Raw genomic sequence first — 17885 nt, forward strand, 5'->3', positions numbered from 1 at the left:
GGCAAACGCGTCTTTGTAGCTTGTGAGTGGGAAGCAGTATGGCAGACAAGAACTTCGCGCGAAGCGGAACCGGTGAAACGGGCCTCTTGGCGGACGATGATCCGTTGAGCGAGCTTACCCGCCTCGTCAACTTCGAGCCGCGCCCGGTCCAGGGCGTGGGCAAGTCCCATTCCGACACGGTCCAGCCGGCCTCGCGGCGCGAGAATCCCGTTCTCGCCCTCGAGGACGAACTCATGCGCGCCTTCGAGCAGTATGACACGCCGGCGAGCCGCGCGGCCGAAAAAGCCGCCCCGCGCCATATCGAGCCGGTCTTCGAGGAGGCTGAGCCCGTCGTCGAGGATCGTGCGTCCGTCCTGGACGAGATCCCGGTGCGCGGCGAAGCCCGCCATGAGGTCCGCCATGAGGAGCGCGCCCAGCCGCGCGAGCCGGTCTTCGAAGAGGTCGCCTTCGCCGACGAGCCGCAGCAGAAGGCCGATGCGGCCCTGCTTCTGGCCGACGAGCTGGAGACCTCCGTCGAAGAGGTGCCCTCCGTCGAGATCGAGCCGGTCGTCCATACCGGCCGCCAGTTCGCCGACCGCTTCGAGCCGCGTTTCGAGGAGCCGGTTCGTCAGGAGCCCGCCTATCGCGAACCTGTTGCCGAAACCCGCTTCGACGAGCCTGTCCGCAGCCAGTCCCGCGAGCCCGCCTTCCTCGGCCTGCAGCCGCTTGCAGACGAGCCGGCCGACGACATGGCGCTGGATCTCGAGCGTGAGCTGGAGCTTTCCATCGGCGACGGCTTTTCCGACGATGCCGCACCGGTCGAGGCCGCCTTCGTCGAGCCGATGCCGGTTGCCGCCGAACGCCATGTCGAGCCGGATTTCGACACGCTGATGCCCGCCGATGCCCGGGTGGAGCGTGCCGAGCCGTTCCAGGCCGAGCAGGCCTATGCCGGCGACGAGCCGCATTTCGTGGCCGACATGACGTTCGACACGCGCGAAGAGCGTGCCCGGGCGACGGCGGAAGCCGAGCGCCAGTGGCAGGCCGAAGCGGATGAGCCCGTGTTCGACGCGGAACCGGCCTATCAGGTCGAGGCCGTGGAAAAGGGCGCCGGTTACGACCGGGACGCGTTGCTGGCCGAGGTCGAGCGCTTCCCGGTACCGGAGGCCCGTTCGCCGCTTTCCGCCGCGACGGCTGCCGCCGTTTCGCGCAGCAACACGCCCGCCAACATCGCCTCCATCTTCGGCCGTGCGACGCCCACCAGCCGCGCGACCCCCACGATCCACCGCGAACCCGTCATGGACGCTGCGCGGGAAACCGCGCGGGAACCGGTGATGCAGACGCCCGTCATCGAGACCCCGGTTGCCCAGACTCAGGTCGTCGAGACACCTGTTCTTGAGACGCCCGTCGTCGAGGCGCGCCGCGAGCCGGTCGCAACGCCCGTGGCCGCCGAGCCCGAGGTCGATTTCGACAACATGGAATTCGACCTGTCGGACATCGAGCTCGACCTCAACGATTTCCAGCTCGACGAAGAGCCGGTGAAGGCCGAAATCAAGCCGGAACCGGTCAAGGTCGAGCCCATGAAGGTTGAGCTTGCGAAGGCCGAGCCGATGACGGTCGTCCAGCCGGTCGCCGCCGTCGAAACGCCGGTGCGCCGCGAGCCGGCCGTCGCCGTTCCGGTTTCCACCTATACGACGCCGCAGCCCATCGTCACCGAGACCAATGATGGCGCGCTGCCCTTCGACCCGACGATGATCGCCGATACCGACGAGGGCGTCGCCCCCGTAACGGAACTCGACGTGCCGCAGCTTCCCGTCATCGAGAAGGAAAAGCCGCCGGCCTACCAGCCCGACTACGACTTCGACATCGACGCGGAAATGGCGCAGCTCTTCGAGCCGGCCGCCAAGCCGCGGGTCGAGGAGCCGCGCGTTGTCGCCGCAAGCCCCGCCGTTGCCGCCGCCATCCCGCAGCCGGTAACGCAGATTTCCGACGTCGACGATTTCGAGCGCGCGCTGGAAGAGGATTTCCGCCGGTCGCTGAAACAGCCCGAGCGCATGGCCATCCCGGTCGATCCGGGCCAGGCGAACACGCTCTATGCCGGTGACGGCTATGACGACGAGGCGGCCCGTCCGCGTCGCGGCATGCTGATCGCGGCATCGCTTGCAGGCCTGCTCCTCATCGGTGGCGGCGGCGTCTATGCCTGGTCCGCCTTCACGGGCGGCACGGCAAGCTCCGGCGAGCCGCGCGTCATCCTGGCCGACAAGACCCCGGTCAAGGTCGTGCCCGAGGAAAAGGGCGGCAAGACCGTGCCGAACCAGGACAAGGCCGTCTACGACCGCGTCGCCGGCGACACCGCCAGCACGCCGCAGCAGGAACAGCTCGTCACCTCGACGGAAGAGCCCGTCGACGTCGTGCAGCGCACGCTGACGCCGGAAACCCTGCCGTTCGACGGCCCCGAGGACGGCACCGAGACGGCGAATGCCGCCGATGACGAAAACCGCCTGCTGCCGGGCGTCGACGAGCCGGAAAAGGCCACCGCCGACGGCGAAAAGCAGCTCGTCTCGCCGCGCAAGGTCAAGACCATGATCGTCAAGCCGGACGGCACGCTCGTCGCCCGCGAAGAAACGGTCGGGGAACCCGCTGCCGAAACCGCCGGCCTTGAAACCGCCGGTCTCGACGCCAAGGCGACCGCCACCACGGGCCGTGCGTCCGGCGAGGCAACCGCCAATGCGACGCTGGACGCCGACGCATCGCTGCGCGCCGAACAGCAGGCCGGCACGGACGCCAAGCCGCGCTCGGCGCTCGCCGAAGCGGCCAATGCCGAGGTCGACGACATAGCGCCGGTGCGCACGGTCAAGACGACGGCGATCGGCGCGACCGAAACCGCCTCGACCGGCGACAAGACGCCGCTGCCGGGCACCCGCCCGATCGACCAGCCCGTCACCGTCGTCGGCACCGTCACCGAGAACGGCAATGTGTCGGGCACGCAGACCGCGGCTGCAAATGGCACGCAGACGGGCGAGCAGACCCAGGTCGCCGCCGTCGCCCCGGGCAGCTACGTGATCCAGATCGCCTCGCTGCCCTCCGAAGCCGAAGCGCAGAAGAGCTACAACTCGCTGTCCTCGAAGTTCGCGAGCGTCATCGGCGGCCGTGGCGTGGATATCAAGAAGGCGGAAATCCCGAACAAGGGCACCTTCTTCCGCGTCCGCATCCCGGCCGGCTCGCGCGAAGAGGCCAATGCGCTCTGCAATCGCTACAAGGGCGCCGGCGGCAGCTGCCTCGTCACCCGCTGAAGCCGGATCGATTTCATGAAGAGGCGCGGGACCCGTTCCGCGCCTCTTCGATTCCCGCGCGGACTGCGCCCTTCGTCTTTCCCCACCGAACCTCTAAAGTTGCTGACATGAGCGAATCGAAATCCTTCATTTCGGGCTGCAAGGGCCTGACACTGACCGCCGACGAAAAGGCCTTCTTCCGCAGCGAGCGGCCCTGGGGCTTCATCCTGTTCGGCCGCAATATCGGCGAGCCGGCGCAGGTCGCCGATCTCACGGCGGAAATGCGCGACTGCATCGGCGGTGGCGCGGACATCCCGGTTCTGATCGACCAGGAGGGCGGCCGCGTCCAGCGCATCAAGCCGCCGCATGTCCAGCAATATCCGAATGCCGCCGCGCTCGGTGCGATCTACCGCGCCGATGCGGAAAAGGGCCTGCGCGCCGCCTGGCTGCTGTCGCGCCTGCATGCCTTCGATCTCCTGCGTCTCGGCATCAATGTCGATTGCCTGCCGGTGCTCGATGTCGCCGTTCCCGGCGTGCATGACGTCATCGGCAACCGCGCCTACGGGCAGGAGCCGGATATCGTCTCGGCCATGGGTCAGGCGGCCGCCGAAGGCCTCAAGGCCGGCGGCCTGCTGCCGATCATGAAGCACATGCCGGGTCATGGCCGCACCATGGTCGATTCCCACCATGACCTGCCGGTCGTGCATGCCAGCCGCAAGCAGCTCGAGGCCTGCGATTTCGTGCCCTTCCGGCGCATGCGGAACGAACTGATGGCGATGTCCGCGCATATCGTCTTCACCGCCGTCGATGGCGACAATCCGGCGACGACCTCGGCGAAGGTCGTGGAGGAGATCATCCGCGGCCATATCGGCTTCGACGGCCTCCTGATGTCCGACGATGTCTCCATGAACGCGCTTGCCGGCGATATTGCCACAAGAAGCCGGGGAATCATCGCCGCCGGCCTCGACATGGTGTTGCATTGCCATGGCATCATGGAGGAAATGATTGCCGTGACGGAAAACGTTCCTCCGCTGGCCGGCGAGAGCCTCAGGCGGGCGAACGCCGTGCGCGCGGGCTTCCCGGCCGCCGATGGGGCGGACGAACAGGCGCTGCGCGAAGAATTCAACGCCATGATCGCGGTGGCCTGACGGCCCCGCGCAAGGATCCAAGGGAGCGCCGTGCAGGAACCGGGAGCCAAGCCACAGAAGAAGGGACGCGGCGCGCAGGCGCCGATGGACGATCTGTGGCAGGACGGCGAGGGGCGGGGGCTTTCCGAGGAAAGCCTCGTCGTCGACCTTGCCGGCTTCGAAGGCCCGCTCGACCTTCTGCTGCATCTTGCCCGCACGCAGAAGGTGGATCTGACCCGCATCTCCGTGCTGGCGCTTGCCGAACAGTATCTCGCCTTCATCGACAAGGCGCGAAAGATCCGCATCGAGCTTGCCGCCGATTATCTCGTCATGGCGGCCTGGCTCGCCTACCTGAAATCCCGCCTGCTGATTCCCAAACAGGCCAAGGACGATGGCCCCTCGGGCGAGGAGATGGCGGCGAGCCTCGCCTTCCGCCTGAAGCGGCTGGAGGCGATGCGCGACGCGGCGACCAAGCTCGTCAACCGCAACCGCCTCGGCCGCGACGTCTTCGCCCGCGGCATGCCGGAGCATATCCCCACCGAACGGCGCTCCGTCTTCGAGGCCTCGCTCTACGATCTTCTGAGCGCCTATGCCTCGCTGCGCCAGCGCCATGCCATCACGCAGGTCACCATCGAGAAGCGCAGCGTCTGGTCGCTCGCCGATGCGCGCGAGATCCTGCAGCTGCTCATCGGTGGCTTCGACGACGACTGGACGGCGCTCGACCATTTCATGCTGCGCTACCTGAGCGATCCGACGGAGCGCACGACGGCGATCGCCAGCGCCTTCGCCGCGACGCTGGAGCTCGTGCGCGAAGGCCGGCTCGAACTGCGCCAGGACGGCGCCTTCCAGCCGATCTATCTGCGCCGCGGCCAGAGGGCCGACGACGAGGACGGGAGCGCTGCGCGTGAGTGAGGGCGAGGGAGCGCGCGTCATGGAAGAGGCAACGGTGGTCGATCCGCGCCGCCTGCACGAGGCTGCGCGCATTGCCGAGGCGCTGGTCTTCGCCTCCGCCGGTCCGGTCTCCGAGGCCTATATCGCCGACCGCCTGCCACGCGGCGTCGACGTGGTGCACGTCATGCACGACTTGAAGGCGCTCTATGCCGGGCGCGGCGTGACGCTGGTGCAGGCGGGCGACAGCTGGGCCTTCCGCACCGCGCCGGATTTGTCCTTCGTCATTCGCACCGACGAGACCGAGGTGCGCAAATTGTCGCGCGCGGCGCTGGAGGTGCTGTCCATCATCGCCTACCACCAGCCGGTCACCCGCGCCGAGATCGAGGATATCCGCGGCGTCCAGACCTCGAAGGGCACGCTCGACGTGCTGATGGAAGCCGGCTGGGTGCGTTTTCGTGGCCGCCGCCGCTCGCCGGGCCGGCCCGTAACCTTCGGCACGACAAGGGATTTCCTTGATCATTTCGGCCTCGAGGAGCTGCGCGACCTGCCGGGCCTCGAGGAGCTGAAGGGGGCAGGGCTCCTGTCCGGCCGCATTCCCTCCAACTTCCAGGTGCCGCTGCCGCTCGGCGAGGACGAACTGGCGGAGGACGAGGATCCCATCACCCAGCTCGACCTCGAAGAACTCGGTCTCTTGACACCGGGCGGAAAAGAAGACGAATAGACGAAGCTTATGGCAGGACCGTCGGCACGAGACCGGCGGCAGGGAAAGACTTCGGCACAATGGCTTCGGACCCGTCAGGCTCCAACGGTATCGAGACGAGACGGGCATCGGCGGTGACCTTCGCGGCACGGCTTGCCTTCGAGAACATCCATCACAGCTACCACAACAAGGAAACGATCCGCGGCATCTCGCTGACGGCCGAGCCCGGCGAAGTGCTGTGCCTGCTCGGCCCGTCCGGTTCCGGCAAGACGACGCTGCTGCGCATCGCCGCCGGCATCGAGGCGCAGACCAGCGGCCGCGTCCTGCTCAACGACCGCGAGATCGCCGGCCCCGACGTTTTCCTGCCGCCAGAGCGGCGCGGCGTCGGGCTGATGTTCCAGGATTTCGCGCTCTTCCCGCACATGTCCGTGCTCGACAATGTGCGTTTCGGCCTGACGGCCCTGCCGCGCGCGGAGGCCGAGGCGGAGGCGCAGGCGGCGCTCGAGCGTGTCGGTCTTGCGCATTATGCCCAGAAGTTTCCGCACATGCTGTCGGGCGGCGAGCAGCAGCGCGTGGCGCTTGCCCGCGCGCTCGCGCCGCGCCCGTCGGTGCTGCTGATGGACGAGCCGTTCTCCGGTCTCGATTCGCGCCTCAAGGATTCGATCCGCGCCGACACGCTGGCGATCCTGCGCCAGTCGCGCGCCAGCGCCATCGTCGTCACCCATGACGCCGAAGAGGCGATGCGCATGGGCGACAGGATCGCACTGCTGAAGGATGGCTGCCTCGTGCAGGTGGGCACGGCGGAAGAGCTGTATCTCAAGCCGCAGAGCATCTTCGCCGCCGCCTTCTTCTCCGAGATCAACGAATTTTCCGGCCATGTGCGCGGCGGCGTGGTGGAAACCCCGCTCGGCAATGTCGACGGCGCGGGCTTTACCAATGGGCAGAAGGTGTGCGTGGCCGTCCGCCTTGCCGGCCTCAGGGTGCTCGAAACCGGCGGCGACATTCCCGCGCGCATATTGTCGCGGCGTTTCCTTGGCGTGGTCGAGCTTCTGGAATTGGCCGTACCGGGCGCGGACCGGCCGGTTCGGGCGCGTGTGCGGGCGGATCAATTGGCTGCCGGATTGCGCGACGTCACGCTTTCGGCTAACCACCGCGACATACTGGTATTTGAAAAAGACGGCCGAACGTCTTAAATCGGGGTTCAGGTTTCAAAGGGAGTTACGGGAATGGGTTCTTTCAGCATCTGGCATTGGCTGATCGTTCTGGTGGTTGTGCTGCTGCTGTTCGGGCGCGGCAAGATCCCGGAACTGATGGGTGATGTCGCCAAGGGCATCAAGAACTTCAAGAAGGGCATGTCCGACGAGGAAGCCGCTTCGGCCGAAAACGGCAAGACGGTCGAGCACAAGGCTGACGAGGTCAAGTGACCGGCGTCTGGCCGCGCGCGGCGGTTCGCGGCCCATGAGGACATTACCCTATGCTTGATGTCGGCTGGACCGAAATACTCGTCATCGCCATCGTTCTGATCATCGTGGTGGGTCCGAAGGACCTGCCGCAGATGTTGCGCACGTTCGGGCGCATGGTGTCCAAGATGCGCGGCATGGCGAGCGATTTCCGCCAGCAGTTCGACGAGGCGCTGCGCGAGGCCGACCTCGACGACGTGCGCAAGACGATCGGCGAGGCGCAGAAGCTCAATCCGCTGAACACGATCCGCGATGCGGTCAATCCGCTGCGGCAGATCGGCGACGAGATCAAATCCGATCTCCAGAAGGCGACGAACGCCTCATCGACGCAGACGCCCGCCGTCACCCCGACGGACAGCGTCTCCGCAACGCCGGCCGCCGTGCCCTCCAAGGCGCAGACGCCCGCTTCCACCGAGCCCGTGGCCGCCGTGCCGCTCAAGGCCGGTCCGGTCGCCAAGACCGCGAAGAAGAAGGCCGAAGGCGATAGCGCGAAGGTGACAAAGCCCCGCAAGGCCGAGACCGCGGCGAAGGCCACGGCGACGAAGGCAGCTGCAAAGACCGCCGTCCAGACGCCTGCGGTCGAGAAGGCCGCCACTACGACGGCCGCGACCGCCAAGGCTGCGGTCAGGCCCAAAACGGCAGAGAAGGCCGTAGCCAAGTCCCCCGCGGCCGAGAAGGCCGCGACCAAGCCCAATGCAGCCGAGAAGGCCGCAATCAAGCCCAATGCGGCCGAGAAGGCCGCTATCAAGCCAAAGACGGCCAAGACCAAGAAGGGCGACGCATGAGCGGCGATCTCGAAGACAAGCCCCAGCCGCTCATCGAGCACCTGATCGAGCTGCGCCAGCGCCTGCTCTGGGCGGTCGGCGCCTTCTTCGTCGCCTTCCTCGTCTGCTTCTATTTCGCCAAGCAGCTTTTCAATCTGCTCGTCCTGCCCTTCAAATGGGCCGTGAGCTGGGCCGGGCTGACCCATCGCAATGTCGAGCTGATCTATACGGCGCCGCAGGAATTCTTCTTCACCCAGATCAAGGTCGCCATGTTCGGCGCGCTGGTCATCGCGTTCCCGGTCATCGCCCAGCAGGTCTACAAGTTCGTGGCGCCGGGCCTCTACAAGAACGAACGATCCGCCTTCCTGCCGTTCCTGATCGCTTCGCCCATCCTCTTCCTCATCGGCGCGGCGCTGGTCTATTTCTTCTTCACGCCCATGGTCATGTGGTTCTTCCTCGCCATGGAACAGGGCGGCGGCGAGGGGCAGGTCTCGATCCAGCTTCTGCCGAAGGTCTCCGAATATCTCGGCCTGATCATGTCGCTGATCTTCGCCTTCGGCCTCGTCTTCCAGCTTCCGGTCGTCTCCTCGCTGCTCGTGCGTGCGGGCTTCATCGATTCGAAGGCGCTCGCCAACAAGCGCAAATATGCGATCGTCATCGCCTTCGTGGTGGCTGCCGTGTTGACGCCGCCCGATCCGGTGTCCCAGATCGGCCTTGCACTGCCGGCCATCCTTCTCTACGAGATTTCCATCTATACGGCCCGACTCATCGAACGGCAGCGGGCGAGCGCCTCGAACGCGCAGGATGCGGAAAACGAGGTCGCTGCAACACCGGGCGAGGCCGAATGAGGCCTGCCGGCGGGTCGCTGCCGGGCGTCGACGGGTCTTCATCCACGGAACGCCTGGAACGACTATGCTTGATATCAAATGGATCCGCGACAACGCCGACGCCCTTGACGCCGCCCTTGCAAAGCGCGGCGCCAGTCCCCTTGCCAGGACGCTGATCGACCTCGACGAGAAGCGCCGCGCCGTCATCCAGACGGCGCAGGACATGCAGTCGCGCCGCAACGCCGCCTCCAAGGAGATCGGCGCGGCGATGGCGAGCAAGAACACGGAGCTTGCCGAAAAGCTGAAGGCGGAAGTCTCGGCCATCAAGGACCAGCTCCCCGCCGCCGAGGAAGAAGAGCGTCAGGTCACCGCCGAGCTCAACGATGCCCTGTCGCGCATCCCGAACATTCCCTTCGACGACGTGCCGGTCGGCGCAGACGAGACGGGCAATGTCGAGAAGCTGACCTGGGGCAAGAAGCCCGGCTGGAACCACAAGCCGCTGGAGCACTACGAGATCGGCGAAGCGCTCGGCTACATGGACTTCGAGGCCGCCGCGAAGATCGCCGGCTCGCGCTTCACCGTGCTCAAGGGCCAGCTCGCCCGCCTGGAACGCGCCCTCGGCCAGTTCATGATCGACACGCACACGCAGGATCATGGTTATACGGAAGTCCATGCCCCGCTCCTGGTGCGCGACGACGCCATGTACGGCACCGGCCAGCTTCCGAAATTTTCCGAAGACCTCTTCCGCACCACGGACGGCCGCTGGCTGATCCCGACCGCGGAAGTCTCGCTCACCAATCTCGTTCGCGAGGAAATCCTGGAACAGGAGAAGCTGCCGCTGCGCTTCACCGCGCTGACGCCGTGCTTCCGCTCGGAAGCCGGTTCGTCCGGCCGAGACACGCGCGGCATGCTGCGCCAGCACCAGTTCATGAAATGCGAGCTGGTCTCGATCACCGACGCCGAAAGCGCGGTCGACGAGCACGAGCGCATGACGGCTTGCGCCGAGGAAATCCTCAAGCGCCTCGGCCTGCACTACCGCGTCATGACGCTGTGCACGGGCGACATGGGCTTCGGCGCCCGCAAGACCTACGATCTCGAAGTCTGGCTGCCCGGCCAGGATACGTTCCGCGAAATCTCGTCCTGCTCGGTCTGCGGCGATTTCCAGGGCCGCCGCATGAATGCCCGCTACCGCGGCAAGGACGACAAGGCGACGAAGTTCGTGCACACCCTCAACGGTTCGGGCACGGCCGTCGGCCGCGCGCTGATCGCGGTCATGGAAAATTACCTCAATGCCGATGGCTCGATCACCGTGCCGGACGTGCTGCTGCCCTATATGGGCGGCCTGAAGAAGATCGAGAAAGCTGCCTGAGGCGGGAAACGACATGCGCATTCTCCTGACCAATGACGACGGCATCCATGCCGAGGGCCTCGCGGCCCTCGAGCGGATCGCCCGCGAACTGACCGACGACGTATGGGTCGTCGCGCCGGAGACCGACCAGAGCGGCCTTGCGCATTCGCTGACCCTTTCCGAGCCGCTGCGCCTGCGCAAGATCGACGACAAGCGCTATGCGCTGCGCGGCACGCCCACCGACTGCGTGATCATGGGCGTGCGCGAAGTGCTCGACAGGAAGCCGGACCTCGTGCTGTCGGGTGTCAATGCCGGCGCCAACATGGCCGACGACGTCACCTATTCCGGCACCATTGCCGGCGCCATCGAAGGCACGTTGCAGGGCATCAAGTCCATGGCGCTGAGCCAGGCCTACAATCATGCCGGCGGCCGCGTCGTGCCGTGGGAGGTCGCCGAGACCTTCGCGCCGAAGCTCATCCGCCAGCTGATGGATGTGGAGCTGCCGGACTGGACGTTCTTCAACCTGAACTTCCCCAATTGCGCGCCCTCCGACCTTCAGGGCGTCGAGGTGACGAGCCAGGGCAAACTGGATTTCGGCCTGACGATCGACGAGCGTCAGGATGGCCGCGGCTTCCCCTATTACTGGCTGCGCTTCGGCGAGCGGAAGGGCGACTTCCGCGCCGGCACGGATATCCATGCCGTGAAGAACCACAAGATTTCCGTGACGCCGCTGAAGCTCGACCTGACGGATTACACCGTGCTGGACCGCGTGCAGCGCGCGCTTGGCGCAAAGGGTGACGATTGAACACGGGGCGGGTGATCGAGAAGGAAGGTTTTGCCGCGCTGGCGCTGCGCCTGCGCGGCGAGGGCATCAACAATCTCGACCTGCTCACGGCCGTCGAGCAGACGCCGCGCACGCTCTTCGTGCCGCCGCAATTTGCCGGTGAGGCCTATTCCAGCCGCCTGCTGCCGCTCGATTGCGGCTCCTTCATCGAGGGCGTCGACCTTGCGGTGCGGCTGCTGCACCTTCTCAATCTCAAGGCCGGGCAGCGCATCCTCGAGGTCGGCACCGGCAGCGGCTTCACCGCCGCCGTCATGGGCCGCATGACGGAGCGCGTGCTGACCATCGATCGCTACCGCACGCTGGTCACCAATGCGCAGCAGTCCATCGAGAAGGCCGCCATCCGCAACGTCATCGTGCGTCAGGCCGATGGCAGCAACGGCATGCCGGGCGAGGGGACCTTCGACCGCATCCTCGTCACGACGGCCTTTCCGGCCCTGCCGCGCTTCTTCGCCGAACAGCTCGTCTCCGGCGGCATGCTGATCGCCCCCGTCATGGTCAGCGAAACCGAGTGTCGCATGCTGAAGCTGGTCAAGACCGGCAGCCGCTTCGACCGCGAAGACCTCTTCGCCGTGCCCTATCTGCCCATCGTCCCGCAGATGGCCGAGGCTCTCTAGGCCCTCCGAGCACCCTTCACGCACCGTTTTTTCAACCCGGCAGGCCGCGCGCCCGCTGAGTCCCTGCTGTTTTTGTCCGCAAATCCAGAGGCTTCCCGCATCTGCTCTGCACGCGGTGGGTGAATTTCGCTCGCAAATACAGCGCGTTAACCTTTTGTTAACTTACGCAAGCTTCGCGCAAGCTTCGCAGCGTAGGCCGGAGACGAAGCAGAAGGTTCCACGCAGAACGCCGGTTTTCCAGACGGTTCGGCCGTTCCGATGGAGAGGAAAATGAACGTCTCGAACAGGATCGCCAGCGGTTCCACCAGCGACAGCCTCGCGTATCTCGCGACGAAGGCTGCCGGCAAGGGCGCCGAGGAGAATGCCGAGGCTGTCTCGACCGCGCATCTTGCGGGCGGCAGTTCCGACCCGTCCCTGCATGTCGGCCTTTCGGTCGACGCGCTGCTGGTTCTCAGCGTCGCCAAGGAAGAGACGGCTTACAGTCAGCCTGCGCTTACCGAGGCGGAACGCAACAATCTCGACACGTCGGCGCTCGAACAGCGCGAGCACGCCGCCTACGGCCATTTCCTCGACGAGGGCGACCGCAAGGCCTACTACCGCGCCTATATCGAATATTTCGACAGCATGCCGGCGCAGGACCAGCGCAGCTCCCGCTATGCCGGCACGCGCGAGCCCGCCATCGCGGCGCTGCGCGCCATCGCGTATAATGAAAGCGCGCTCGACATGTCTGCACCGGACGCTGCCCTTGAAAACGGTAGCGAGACCGGCGAGCGCAATGCGCGCCGCGCGACGCCCATTTCGGCAATCTTCCAGCCGAGCGCCGGCGATCTCGAAAACGTCGCCCGTGTCAGCGGCCGCATCTCGCGCGCCGACAGCATGTATTCCATCGGTTTCTGAGGCACTTCAGTCCTCGTTTCGCCACGGTGCGCGCGCACCATGGTTATCAATTCATCAAAAAGACACGGCGGACCGCCCGACTTTAACCGGGCGGTAACTCTAACGCGCTTTAATCATCCCATATCAAGTAGCGTACCGATTGGGTTGTCTCATGCGTAAGAGTGTATCGCCGAGTTTTGGTAGGACCGCGACCCGCCTTATGGCGGCTGCCCTGCTGGCCAGTGTCGCGACCGGGTGCAGCTCGGACGCTTCGCGGTTTGGCGGTCTTTTCTCCAGTTCCGACCAGGATAATATCACGACCAGCTCGGTTCCGCGCCGCACGCTGTTCGGCGGCACCAATCCCGTGCCGCGCGGCGATATCGGCAACGGCCAGCAGTTTGCATCGGCAAACCAGATGGGCTCGCGCAACGAGGCGCTGAACCAGCCATTCCCCGATCAGGGCGCGGTCTCCTACGATCCGATCAACACGTCCACCACGGGCTCCGGCACGCGGTCCATGGGCGTCCAGCGCGGCGAGCTTTCCGATCCGACGGTCGGCCAGGTAACCGACCGCCAGGCTTCGCTCGGCCAGGAACTGCCGCAGCGCAAGGCGAAGGCCATCGTCGAGGAGACGGACAGCCTCACCACCGCGACGGTCAAGGGCAAGGCCGGCTGGTCGACCCGCAATGCGCCCGTCGTCATGCTGCGCCAGGGCGAAAGCGTGAAGACGCTCGCCAACCGCTACGGCGTGCCGGAAAAGGAAATCCTCGCCGCCAACGGCCTGAAGCGCGCTTCGGACGCCGAGCCGGGCCAGAAGATCATCATCCCGACCTTCAGCACCACGGCGAGCAGCGCCAAGGCTTCGGCCGACAACACGCTGAAGGCCGACAACAAGCTGCCGACGCCGGAACGCAAGGGCGAGCAGAACGTCGCCATCCTTCCGGGCACCGCGACGCGGGACAAGGTCAAGTCGGAGAGCGGTCAGGCGAACACCAACCTCGCCGAGATCGGCGAAGGCAAGGGCAAGGGCAGCTACGAAGTCAAGACGGGCGATTCGCTCGCCAAGATCGCGCGCAGCAACGGCGTTTCCGTCGATGCGCTGAAGAAGGCGAACGGCCTTGAGACGGCCTCGATCCGCATCGGCCAGAAGCTCGTCATCCCGGCCGGCGGCACGGCGGGCGAGACGACGACCGACAAGACCGTAACGGCCTCCGTTCCGGTCAAGAAGGAAACCAAGGTCGAGACGGCCGAGAAGAAGCCGGAATCCTACAAGGCGCCGGTGAAGACGGTGACGGAAGTCGCGGAGAAATCCGACGTGACCGACGAAGCGCCCGAATCCACCGGAATCGGCAAGTATCGCTGGCCGGTGCGCGGCGCGGTCATCGCCGGCTACGGCGCCAATGTCGAAGGCAACCGCAACGACGGCATCGACATTTCCGTTCCCGAGGGCACGCCGATCAAGGCCGCTGAGAACGGCGTGGTCATCTATGCCGGCAGCAGCCTGAAGGAACTCGGCAACGCGGTTCTGGTGCGCCATGACGACGGCACCGTCACGGTCTACGGCCATGCCGGCGACCTCAGCGTGCAGCGCGGCCAGAAGATCCAGCGTGGCCAGACGGTCGCGACCTCGGGCATGAGCGGCAACGCCACCCGTCCGAAGGTGCACTTCGAGGTGCGCAAGAACGCGACGCCGGTTAACCCGATGACCTTCCTCGAATAGGCCTCGAGAGGCCCACTCTGAAATCCTGCGCGGGCGGTTCCCTTCGGAGCCGCCCGTTTGTCATTGGTGACTTGCCTCGTTGTTTGCCGCCCGCTTGCCGAAGGCGTCGCGATAGGCGGCGGGCGTCGTCGCGAGGTGAAGGCGGAAGTGGTGGCGGAGCGTGCCCGTCGTGCCGAAGCCCGAAAGCGCGGCGATCTCCTCGACGGAGGCGCTAGTCTCCTCCAGGAGGTCGCGCGCCTTGCCGAGCCGCTGGGCCAGCAGCCAGCGGGCAGGCGTCATGCCGGTCGCTGATTCGAAGCGGCGCAGGAAGGTGCGCCCGCTCATGCCGGCCCGGCGGGCGAGCGCCGCGACGGTGTGGTCGGCGCCGAGATTTTCCCGCATATGATCGAGCAGCGGTCCGAGCCGGCCGCTTTCATGGGCGCGCGGCACGACCTGCGTGATGAACTGCGCCTGTCCGCCATCGCGATGCGCCGGCATGACGAGGCGGCGTGCGACACGATTGGCGGCCTCCGTGCCGAAATCCCGGCGGATGAGATGCAGGCACAGGTCGAGCCCGGCCGCCGTACCCGCCGATGTCAGCACCGTGCCGGCATCGACATAGAGCACGTCTGGGCTGACGTCGATATCCGGATGCCGCGTCGTCAGCGCCTCGGTATAGCGCCAATGGGTGGTGGCCCGCCGCCCGTCGAGCAGGCCGGCGGCGGCGAGCACGAAGGCGCCGGAGCAGAAGGAGAGAATGCGCGCGCCGCGGGCATGGGCGGCCTTGAGCGCAGTGACGAGCGCATCCGGCACCGGCGCATCGACGCCGCGCCAGCCGGGAATGACGATGGTGCCGGCCTCGGCCAGGAGCTCCAGCCCGCCGTCGACCGCAAAGCGCAGGCCACCGGCCGCGCGCATTTCGCCCGCATCGACGCCGGCGACGGCGAAGCGATACCAATTCTCGCCCATTTCCGGCCGAGGAAGGGCGAAGATCTCGGTCGCGATGCCGAACTCGAAGGTGCAGAGCCGGTCATAGGCGATGGCGACGACCAGGGAATTGGCGAGCGGCAGGAGCGCGAGCGGATTTGGCATGATCTTGAGCTTATATGTCAATCATGCCATCTGCAAGCCGGCGCGCGAAGCGGCTACATCTCTCTCATCGCAACAGGAGAGAGCCATGAGCTTCGTCACCGATTACGCCCCCGCATCCCCCGCCGTCGCCGCCGAACATTTTCTCAGGCGCCTTTCCGTCGAGACCGATTGCTCGGATGTCGCCGCCGCGCTCCGGGCGGGCGACGCGGATTTCGTTCTGCTGCATGTCATCGGTTCGCCGGAGGCCTACGCCCGGCAGCACGTGCCGGGCGCGCTGCACCTCCCGCACCGCCAGATCAGCGCGGAGCGCATGGCCGAGTGGCCCGAAGAAACGCTGTTCGTCGTCTACTGCGCCGGCCCGCATTGCAACGGCGCGGACCAGGCGGCGCTGAAGCTTGCCCGTCTCGGTCGTCCGGTGAAGATCATGATCGGCGGCGTCACCGGTTGGGCCGACGAAGGATTGCCCTTTGCGGCGGGCGCCGCGCCGGGAAGCCTGCTTGCGGTCGCCGCCGAATGAGCAAGGAGGGCTTCACGCGGTGGCCTCTGCCGGCGATTGCGACCCTGCCGTCCTGCGGGCGAATCTGAAACAGTCGCGCAAACCAACACGGGAGCCCCCAATGATCACCTGTTATCTTCGCTACGTCATCGATCCGCACAAGCTGGAGGAATTCGAGCTCTATGCCCGGGCGTGGATTCCCATCGTCAATCGCATGGGCGGCACGCATCACGGCTATTTCCTGCCGAGCGAGGGGGCGAACAACATCGCATTCGCGCTGTTCAGCTTCCCGAGCCTTGCTGCCTACGAGGATTATCGCACCCGCATGGCGAGCGATCCCGAATGCATCGCCGCTTACGACATGGACAAGCGCAACCGCAGCATCATCAGCTTCGAGCGCAGCTTCCTGCGCCCCGTTTTTTCCTGAAAACCAGTATTTTCCTGAAACAAGAAAGCCGGCCCTCGGGCCGGCTTTCGATTACCTGAGCGCCTTGCCGAGGCGGCCGGCGACGTCCTGGACATATTGCCAGGCGACGCGTCCGGAGCGCGAGCCGCGCGTCGTGGCCCATTCCAGGGCTTCCGCATGCAACTGCTCCTGTGGCAGGTCGAGACCGAAATGGGCGGCGTAGCCGTCGATCATCTCGAGATATTCGACCTGGCTGCACCTGTAGAAGCCGAGCCAGAGGCCGAAACGGTCGGAAAGCGAAACCTTCTCTTCCACGGCTTCGGACGGATTGATCGCCGTCGACTGCTCGTTCTCGATCATGTTGCGCGGCAGAAGGTGCCGGCGGTTCGAGGTGGCGTAGAGCAGCACATTGTCCGGCCGCCCTTCGACGCCGCCGTCCAGCGCCGCCTTCAGCGACTTGTAGGACGTGTCGTCATGGTCGAAGGACAGGTCGTCGCAGAAGATGATGACGGGGAAGGGCACGTCCTTCAGCACGTCCAGCAGCAGCGGCAGCGTCGCGATGTCCTCGCGGTGGACCTCGATGAGCTTGAGGCCGCTCCCGGTCTCCTGCGCGGCCAGCGCATGCACGGACTTGACCAGCGACGACTTGCCCATGCCGCGCGCACCCCACAGCAGCACGTTGTTGGCCGGCAGGCCGCGTGCGAAGCGCACGGTGTTGTCGACGAGGATGTCGCGCACATGGTCGACGCCGCGGATGAGGCCGATGTCGATGCGATTCGGGCGCTTGACGGGCTGGGCGTGCAGCCGCGCGGGCGACCAGACGAAAACGTCGGCGGCGGCCCAGTCGTTGACGGCGGGCGCAGGACCGGCGAGGCGTTCCAGCGCGGCGGTGATGCGGCCGATTTCGGCCAGCAGAAGCGTGACGTGATCTTCCTGCAATGTCTGTCTCCTCATGCCTTCCTGCCGGGTAGCATGCGCCGGCCGGTGGCGAAAAGGGGGAAAGCGCTTGAAAAACGAGCGGTTCGCGGTCTCGTGTGTTGCATTCGAGGCCTGCTTGCCTATATTCCGGCAACCGAAATGGCCCCTCAGGCCGCGCAAATTCAAGATTTCAAGGAGTAGCTGATGTTCATTACCGAGGCCTTCGCCCAGACCGCGACACCCGGCGGGCCAGGCGCAGACATTTTCATGACTGTCATGCCGTTCCTGCTGATCTTCGTGGTGATGTACTTCCTCATCATCCGTCCGCAGCGTGCTGCCATGAAGCGTCGCGAAGAGCTTCTGAAGAACATCCGTCGCGGCGACCAGGTCGTCACGGGCGGCGGCATCGTCGGCAAGGTCACCAAGGTCGTCGACGACAGCGAACTGGAAGTCGAAATCGCCGAAGGCGTAAAGGTACGCGTCGCGCGCAGCGGCATCAGCGAAGTCCGCGTCAAGGGCGAACCCGTCAAGGAATAAGCTTGGCCTGCCGCTCGGCCGAGGATACGCTCGGCCTG

At 66.0% G+C, this 17885-nt stretch carries 18 protein-coding genes; 16 read left to right on the forward strand and 2 right to left on the reverse strand.

Going from position 1 to position 17885, the window contains the following annotated elements; translation table 11 throughout:
* Nucleotides 1-38 precede the first annotated feature (38 nt).
* The 13 genes from V8U06_RS25765 (at nt 39) to V8U06_RS25825 (ending at nt 14419) form a co-directional block, all read left to right on the forward strand.
* Nucleotides 39-3269, forward strand: a complete 3231-nt coding sequence (locus V8U06_RS25765) for an SPOR domain-containing protein (RefSeq protein WP_427143106.1) — start codon at nt 39-41, stop codon at nt 3267-3269.
* Between the two features lie 107 nt (nt 3270-3376).
* Entirely contained in the window at nt 3377-4396 is a 1020-nt protein-coding gene (nagZ, locus tag V8U06_RS25770; RefSeq protein WP_427143107.1) for a beta-N-acetylhexosaminidase, read from the forward strand.
* Nucleotides 4397-4480: 84 nt separating this feature from the next.
* Entirely contained in the window at nt 4481-5287 is an 807-nt protein-coding gene (locus V8U06_RS25775; RefSeq protein WP_427143143.1) for a segregation and condensation protein A, read from the forward strand.
* A gap of 19 nt (nt 5288-5306) precedes the next feature.
* Nucleotides 5307-5987 (forward strand): SMC-Scp complex subunit ScpB, encoded by a 681-nt coding sequence (gene scpB, locus V8U06_RS25780; RefSeq protein ID WP_427143108.1) that lies wholly within the window; start codon nt 5307-5309, stop codon nt 5985-5987.
* A 59-nt stretch (nt 5988-6046) separates the two neighbouring features.
* Nucleotides 6047-7159, forward strand: coding sequence for an ABC transporter ATP-binding protein (locus V8U06_RS25785; RefSeq protein WP_427143109.1), 1113 nt, complete (start codon nt 6047-6049; stop codon nt 7157-7159).
* A gap of 33 nt (nt 7160-7192) precedes the next feature.
* Nucleotides 7193-7390 carry a twin-arginine translocase TatA/TatE family subunit gene (locus V8U06_RS25790; protein WP_226919281.1) on the forward strand — a complete coding sequence of 66 codons (198 nt, stop codon included), beginning with the start codon at nt 7193-7195 and terminating at the stop codon, nt 7388-7390.
* A 50-nt stretch (nt 7391-7440) separates the two neighbouring features.
* Nucleotides 7441-8211, forward strand: a complete 771-nt coding sequence (gene tatB / locus V8U06_RS25795; RefSeq protein WP_427143110.1) for a Sec-independent protein translocase protein TatB — start codon at nt 7441-7443, stop codon at nt 8209-8211.
* Nucleotides 8208-9038 carry a twin-arginine translocase subunit TatC gene (gene tatC / locus V8U06_RS25800; protein ID WP_427143111.1) on the forward strand — a complete coding sequence of 277 codons (831 nt, stop codon included), beginning with the start codon at nt 8208-8210 and terminating at the stop codon, nt 9036-9038. Before tatB ends, tatC begins: the two co-directional genes overlap by 4 nt.
* A 64-nt stretch (nt 9039-9102) precedes the next feature.
* On the forward strand, nt 9103-10386 hold the full coding sequence (serS, locus tag V8U06_RS25805) for a serine--tRNA ligase (RefSeq protein ID WP_427143112.1): 1284 nt from the start codon (nt 9103-9105) through the stop codon (nt 10384-10386).
* 13 nt (nt 10387-10399) lie between these two features.
* Complete coding sequence (gene surE / locus V8U06_RS25810) at nt 10400-11170, forward strand: 5'/3'-nucleotidase SurE (RefSeq protein ID WP_427143113.1); 771 nt, start codon at nt 10400-10402, stop codon at nt 11168-11170.
* Complete coding sequence (locus V8U06_RS25815; RefSeq protein WP_427143114.1) at nt 11167-11823, forward strand: protein-L-isoaspartate(D-aspartate) O-methyltransferase; 657 nt, start codon at nt 11167-11169, stop codon at nt 11821-11823. Before surE ends, V8U06_RS25815 begins: the two co-directional genes overlap by 4 nt.
* Nucleotides 11824-12093: 270 nt before the next feature.
* Complete coding sequence (locus tag V8U06_RS25820; RefSeq protein ID WP_427143115.1) at nt 12094-12720, forward strand: biotin biosynthesis protein BioC; 627 nt, start codon at nt 12094-12096, stop codon at nt 12718-12720.
* Between the two features lie 151 nt (nt 12721-12871).
* Nucleotides 12872-14419 carry a peptidoglycan DD-metalloendopeptidase family protein gene (locus V8U06_RS25825; protein WP_427143116.1) on the forward strand — a complete coding sequence of 516 codons (1548 nt, stop codon included), beginning with the start codon at nt 12872-12874 and terminating at the stop codon, nt 14417-14419.
* Nucleotides 14420-14479: 60 nt separating this feature from the next.
* On the opposite strand, the gene ftrA is transcribed toward V8U06_RS25825, so the two are convergent.
* Nucleotides 14480-15511, reverse strand: a complete 1032-nt coding sequence (gene ftrA / locus V8U06_RS25830) for a transcriptional regulator FtrA (RefSeq protein ID WP_427143117.1) — start codon at nt 15509-15511, stop codon at nt 14480-14482.
* Nucleotides 15512-15575: 64 nt separating this feature from the next.
* Between ftrA and V8U06_RS25835 the strand changes: the two genes are divergently transcribed.
* Both V8U06_RS25835 and V8U06_RS25840 read left to right on the forward strand, forming a co-directional pair.
* Nucleotides 15576-16007: a rhodanese-like domain-containing protein gene (locus V8U06_RS25835; RefSeq protein WP_427143118.1), complete on the forward strand. Its 432-nt coding sequence runs from the start codon at nt 15576-15578 to the stop codon at nt 16005-16007.
* A 100-nt stretch (nt 16008-16107) separates the two neighbouring features.
* On the forward strand, nt 16108-16413 hold the full coding sequence (locus V8U06_RS25840) for an NIPSNAP family protein (protein WP_226919272.1): 306 nt from the start codon (nt 16108-16110) through the stop codon (nt 16411-16413).
* Nucleotides 16414-16464: 51 nt separating this feature from the next.
* Here V8U06_RS25840 and V8U06_RS25845 read toward each other — a convergent pair whose 3' ends face one another.
* A complete protein-coding gene (locus tag V8U06_RS25845; RefSeq protein ID WP_427143119.1) occupies nt 16465-17346 on the reverse strand; it encodes an ATP-binding protein in 882 nt (293 codons plus the stop codon).
* A 168-nt stretch (nt 17347-17514) separates the two neighbouring features.
* Here V8U06_RS25845 and yajC point away from each other — a divergent pair, with 168 nt between their 5' ends.
* Nucleotides 17515-17847 carry a preprotein translocase subunit YajC gene (gene yajC, locus V8U06_RS25850; protein ID WP_427143120.1) on the forward strand — a complete coding sequence of 111 codons (333 nt, stop codon included), beginning with the start codon at nt 17515-17517 and terminating at the stop codon, nt 17845-17847.
* Nucleotides 17848-17885: the final 38 nt, after the last annotated feature.

This window comes from Shinella sp. G-2 (assembly GCF_050172695.1).
Classification (GTDB): domain Bacteria; phylum Pseudomonadota; class Alphaproteobacteria; order Rhizobiales; family Rhizobiaceae; genus Shinella.

Bases quoted from the DNA above. Each gene is read 5' to 3' on its own strand.
- V8U06_RS25825 (WP_427143116.1), top strand. From the start codon at position 12,872: ATGCGTAAGAGTGTATCGCCGAGTTTTGGTAGGACCGCGACCCGCCTT.
- V8U06_RS25840 (WP_226919272.1), top strand. From the start codon at position 16,108: ATGATCACCTGTTATCTTCGCTACGTCATCGATCCGCACAAGCTGGAG.
- V8U06_RS25790 (WP_226919281.1), top strand. From the start codon at position 7,193: ATGGGTTCTTTCAGCATCTGGCATTGGCTGATCGTTCTGGTGGTTGTG.
- surE (WP_427143113.1), top strand. From the start codon at position 10,400: ATGCGCATTCTCCTGACCAATGACGACGGCATCCATGCCGAGGGCCTC.
- scpB (WP_427143108.1), top strand. From the start codon at position 5,307: ATGGAAGAGGCAACGGTGGTCGATCCGCGCCGCCTGCACGAGGCTGCG.
- serS (WP_427143112.1), top strand. From the start codon at position 9,103: ATGCTTGATATCAAATGGATCCGCGACAACGCCGACGCCCTTGACGCC.
- V8U06_RS25785 (WP_427143109.1), top strand. From the start codon at position 6,047: ATGGCTTCGGACCCGTCAGGCTCCAACGGTATCGAGACGAGACGGGCA.
- nagZ (WP_427143107.1), top strand. From the start codon at position 3,377: ATGAGCGAATCGAAATCCTTCATTTCGGGCTGCAAGGGCCTGACACTG.
- tatB (WP_427143110.1), top strand. From the start codon at position 7,441: ATGCTTGATGTCGGCTGGACCGAAATACTCGTCATCGCCATCGTTCTG.
- V8U06_RS25765 (WP_427143106.1), top strand. From the start codon at position 39: ATGGCAGACAAGAACTTCGCGCGAAGCGGAACCGGTGAAACGGGCCTC.
- yajC (WP_427143120.1), top strand. From the start codon at position 17,515: ATGTTCATTACCGAGGCCTTCGCCCAGACCGCGACACCCGGCGGGCCA.
- V8U06_RS25820 (WP_427143115.1), top strand. From the start codon at position 12,094: ATGAACGTCTCGAACAGGATCGCCAGCGGTTCCACCAGCGACAGCCTC.
- V8U06_RS25845 (WP_427143119.1), bottom strand. From the start codon at position 17,346: ATGAGGAGACAGACATTGCAGGAAGATCACGTCACGCTTCTGCTGGCC.
- tatC (WP_427143111.1), top strand. From the start codon at position 8,208: ATGAGCGGCGATCTCGAAGACAAGCCCCAGCCGCTCATCGAGCACCTG.
- V8U06_RS25835 (WP_427143118.1), top strand. From the start codon at position 15,576: ATGAGCTTCGTCACCGATTACGCCCCCGCATCCCCCGCCGTCGCCGCC.
- V8U06_RS25775 (WP_427143143.1), top strand. From the start codon at position 4,481: ATGGACGATCTGTGGCAGGACGGCGAGGGGCGGGGGCTTTCCGAGGAA.